Annotated in this window: 3 protein-coding genes; all 3 read right to left on the bottom strand. The window is 46.3% G+C overall.

Going from position 1 to position 4867, the window contains the following annotated elements; genetic code table 11:
- Positions 1 to 515 precede the first annotated feature (515 nt).
- Entirely contained in the window at positions 516 to 2960 is a 2445-nt protein-coding gene (locus tag NDA01_RS31175) for a glycoside hydrolase family 65 protein (RefSeq protein WP_348231109.1), read from the bottom strand.
- A 111-nt stretch (positions 2961 to 3071) separates the two neighbouring features.
- Entirely contained in the window at positions 3072 to 3824 is a 753-nt protein-coding gene (locus tag NDA01_RS31170; RefSeq protein WP_348231108.1) for an HAD family hydrolase, read from the bottom strand.
- A 590-nt stretch (positions 3825 to 4414) separates the two neighbouring features.
- The gene (locus NDA01_RS31165; RefSeq protein WP_431193601.1) at positions 4415 to 4843 is read right to left on the bottom strand and encodes a group I truncated hemoglobin; all 429 of its coding nucleotides are present in this window, start codon (positions 4841 to 4843) and stop codon (positions 4415 to 4417) included.
- Positions 4844 to 4867 lie beyond the last annotated feature (24 nt).

Below are 4867 nucleotides of genomic sequence, written 5' to 3'. Positions count from 1 at the left end.
AAACGCTTCAATCGCTTTTTGCCGCAGGTCGTAACTGTAAGGGGCAGGCATAGTTCTATCCCAACACTTCTCTCCTTCAGAATAACGTCCTAACACAGCTATGTAAGGCTATATTTTATCTACAGTCGTTTCCGCTTGAATAAGCCATACCATTTGTCAGAGAAAGTAACTGTCTGGTACTGCGCCTATGGCTTACCAATCTAAAAATTGCTGTGTTTGCCGCTCTGAAATGACCGACAGCGCCACTTTATATCAGGCTTAATGCTTATGGAAAACCACAGAGCAATGTTTAGGATTGTGTAAATCCTGCCATGACCTCACCTCTTAAACTCATCATTGTCGAGTGCCCAGCCTGCGGGCACTATTATGGGGATTGTATCAACCTTCGATTAATCCAGGAGTTACGCAGTTGGAAGAAGGAGGATTCTGGAAGCCGCTAAGTAGGCATGAATAGCGTGGCAAACGATGGTTTCAAGCATCAACCTTGGCACTTGCAGCGGGAACGCTCGCATCAGCTAATCATCCTGCTTATTTGGATTGAATGTTGGATCGGAAGGTATATCTGATTTAATCAATTCACCCTTAAGCTCAAGTACGGGTTTCAGTTCTACCGTCACTGGTATTCCCTCAAGGAGTTGAATATTTTTACCTTGATGTGTGATCGCTAACTGAGTGCCTTGCTGCAAAAAATAGGTTGCTGTTGTTCCTTGGATATCAACCTCTAATCGCTGTCCTTGAATCGTCAAAGGAAATTGTAGACGTTTAACTATCTCCGGTAGTTTGGGATGGAAGGATAAGTGACCGTTGTAATCTCGCATCCCTGCAAATCCATAAACGGCTACCATCCAGGTTCCTCCCATCGCTGCGATATGGCAGCCATCCTTCACGTTACCTGCCACATCTCCTAAGTCCATCAGCACTGCATATTTAGCATATTCGGTCGCTTGCTCCAAATAACCGATTTCGGCTGAAACAATGCTCTGGATCGAAACAGAAAGAGAGGAGTCTCCTGTCGTCAATGGATCGTAATAGTCAAAGTTATGCCGCTTCTGTTCCGGTGAAAACTTATCTCCTAGTAGAAACATTGCCAGCACAATATCGGCTTGCTTGATCACCTGATGTCGATAAATTACCAATGGATGAAAGTGTAAGAGTAAGGGATATTTATCAGGAGGTGTATTCTCAAAATCCCAAACTTTTTCGTCCAGGAAGGTGTCGTGTTGAATGTGAATTTTTAATCGTTCATCGAAAGGCAGATACATATTATCCGCTGCCTTTCTCCAATTTTCTACCTCAGAAAGTTCCAGTTTGGTCTTATCGACTAAGGCAATGAACCAGTCTGGATGGCGATCGCGCAGCATCTCAACGGTGGAAGCGGCGTACCATAGGTTCTCGCGTGCCATCAAGTTGGTGTAGGTGTTGTTATTCACCACCGCGTTGTACTCATCGGGTCCCGTAACGCCATGAATGCAGAACTGACCTGCGACTCGGTTGGAGAAAAATCCCAGGCTGTACCACATCCGAGCTGTCTCGACTAACATCTCTGCACCTTCATTGAGGAGAAATTCATCATCTCCAGTTATGTCAACATACTTTTTCAGCGCATAGATGATGTCTGCATTGATGTGATATTGCGCTGTGCCTGCCGCATAGTAAGCAGAAGCTTCTTCTCCATTGATGGTTCTCCAGGGAAATAGTGCACCGTCTTGGTTAACTTCCCGGGCTCGCTGTCGTGCCTTATCTAGGATGCTGTAGCGAAATAGCAGTAGGTTCTTCGCAATTCGGGGAGCGGTATAAATCAAAAACGGCTGGAGATAAATCTCCATGTCCCAGAAGTAATTGCCTTCATAAGCATGACTTGTGAGTCCTTTGGCTGGAACGCCTCCTCCTTCCGATCGTGCAGAGGCTTGAAGAACGTGAAATAAATTGAAGCGTAGCACTTGCTGCATCAATTCTATAGTGTCACTAGGATGCTGTGGATCACCCTCAATTCTGAGGTCGCTGCGATCCCAAAAATCATCCAGGTACTGGCGTTGGCTCACGAGCAGATTATCAAAACCATGAGTGATCGCTCGATCAAGGGTGCGCTCGGCGCGTTCACACAACTCTTGTGCTGGAAAATGGTCAGAGGTGTGATACGTCATGTACTTGACTAACCGAATTGGGACGCCGGGTTGAGCATCCACCGAGAAAACGACCTTGCCATCGTCTTCTGAACACTGGCTTTCGTAAGAGTAAGGAGATTTCGTTTCAAATTCGTGATCAACCCCACAAGCTAACGTCATCCGGCTGTTTCTCGTGATGTGACTCAGGATGATCCGGCGATCCTTAACCCAATAGTGTTCAGGCAACAGCACCCGCTCCTTAAAGCCCTTGGCGAGACGGGGATCGCCTTCACTGGCACGGGCAGAAGCGTCGTAGTGCATTTCGGAGGAGATGACAATTGGTGCTTTGGCGTTGAGGATGGTGACTTCATAAGAAATCGCGGCCAAGTGCCGATGTTCGAAGGAAACCAGTCGGCGCGATCGAATCGATACTTGCTTGTCAGACGGTGTTTGCCAAAGAACTTCTCGATCAAGTGTGCCGTTTTGCATATCAAGCGATCGCTCGAACTTGAGCAAATTCGCAGTCGGTAGGTAAAACGGTTCATCATCGACATACAGTCTAATAATTTTGCTGTCGGTGGCATTGACAATAGTTTGTCCTGTCCTAGCAAAGCCATAAGCTTCCTCTGCGTAGACGATGGGCCAGGATTCATAAAAGCCATTGATAAAGGTGCCATTTTGTCCAACGGGACTGCCTTCCTCAAATACTCCTCGCATCCCTAAGTAACCATTCGCGGTTGAAAACAGAGTTTCCATTTGTACCAAAAGTTTTGGATAGAACTGCTTTTCAACCCAGCGCCAAGGTTCAGGGGGATAAATATATCTAGGAGGGATTAAAGGTTCATGATGCAACATTGAGCTTTAACCTGACTAATGACTTCCTTTAGCTTATTCAAGTAGCGGTACGTTTGAGTTCAGACTGACCTAACACCGCAGACTAGTAAAAATTCTTGTGTACCTTAATTGTCAGCCAAGTAACTCACTCAAATCTTGGACAACAATATCCGCTCCGTTTTTTCGCAGTGCCTCAGAATCTCCTTTGCGATCGACTCCAACCACGAGTCCAAATCCACCGTCGTGACCCGCCTGGACACCAGAAATCGCATCCTCAAAGACAATCGTTCGCTTTGGTTCAACCCCAAGTTGTTTTGCCCCCAACAGAAAAGCATCTGGGGCAGGTTTTCCAGCCAAGTGCAATTCATCGACTAGATTGCCATCAACCACAGCAGCAAAGAAATGCTCAATTTCAGCCACCTTAAGCACAGCTTTGCAATGGTGACTCGATGACACAACCGCTAATTTGAATCCGCGATCGCTCAGATGACGGATGAGAGCAAGTGATCCTTCGTATACCTCAATCCCTTTTGCCTGAAGTACTTCCTCAAAAAAAACATCCTTAAAATTACCAAGCGCACAAACCGTATCATAGCCAGGGGGATTGGATGGCTCTCCGTAAGCTAACTGAATGCCTCTCGATTCCAAAAAACTTTGAACGCCAACATAGCGCATTTTTCCATCGACATACAGCTTATAGTCATTTTGCAGGTCAAAAGGTTGAAAGGGTTCATGAATCTCTTCAGCCCGTTGCTTTAGAAACCCATCAAATATCCGTTTCCAGCAGTCAGCATGAATCTTCGCGGTTGCGGTAATCACGCCATCTAAATCAAATAAGATAGCATCAAACTGACTCAAAGCGATGGATGAGTTGAACTGGTTCACAATATATCTCCTATCACCAGGCTAGCCCCAGAATTTCAATCAGCAATTCCTTAAGGACAGAACAACACTCATAGGGACTCGTTTTGATGAAGTCGTTACCCTTCGATTTCGTTTTAGGACTTGAAGAAATTCTCTGCATTCCCTAAGACCTGGATAGTTTTCTGTGAAAGACGTTTCACGGCTGGTTGCTGCACCTATAAAAATTACTGAGTAAATTTTGCTATTGCTAAATTGTCTATTCATCTACCTAGGGGTTATTGGCTGGTTTGTCTGCTTGCTTCACGAGCTCTACAGCTTTCACCGTCAGCTCAGCGATCGCCTGCCTGCCCTCTTGACACTTTGAATCAAGCTCGTCTAATACCGCAGCATATTGCTTCTCGGCCTTGGGCTGAGCGTCAATCGAGGCGAGCTGGGACTCGATCGTCTTCTGACTGAAGCCACAGTTGGCTAGAGTGAAGGTTGCGATCGCTGCCTAGGTGAATGGGGCTAACTGCCTCAAAAGTCTACTCCTGAGCCGGTAGTTCCATAACGTTACCCTGGTAGAGCAGGCGATCGCTCTGTGACGCAGAACTTAGGCCAAGCGATCAGTCTTACTGGTTTAAGACATCTTTTCTGTGTTGGGGGGCAGCCGCGATCGCAGCGACTTCTGCCAGTAGCGCTTGAGAAACTCCCATCTCCTTTAGCGTTGCCATCAAATTTTCTGCAACGGCATCAAAGTGTTCGCTGTTTAAACCTTGCTTTTCCACTAAATCTTTGTGGGCTTTGCGCATATAACGACCGTCATATTTATCAGTTCCGCCAAAGGCATAGGTCAGAAAAGCCTCCTGGTGTGCCCGTTGTTTCACCATATCTACATTGGCAAAGAAGTGCTTGATGCGCTCATCTTGCAAGACTCGCTGATAGAATTTGTCAACCGCTAAGTCAACAGCCCAGCAATTCTCAGTATGGCAATTTAACTGGTATTGGGTGAGATGTCTAGCTCTAATCCTTCGAGCATGAAGGTGAGCAAGTGATCCCAACTGTCGAAATACAGGTAGCGGGTC

This window comes from Trichocoleus desertorum AS-A10, from assembly GCF_039962155.1.
Classification (GTDB): domain Bacteria; phylum Cyanobacteriota; class Cyanobacteriia; order FACHB-46; family FACHB-46; genus Trichocoleus.
Note: the sequence above shows the minus strand (reverse complement) of the source record. Positions and strands in the feature narration are given on the sequence as shown.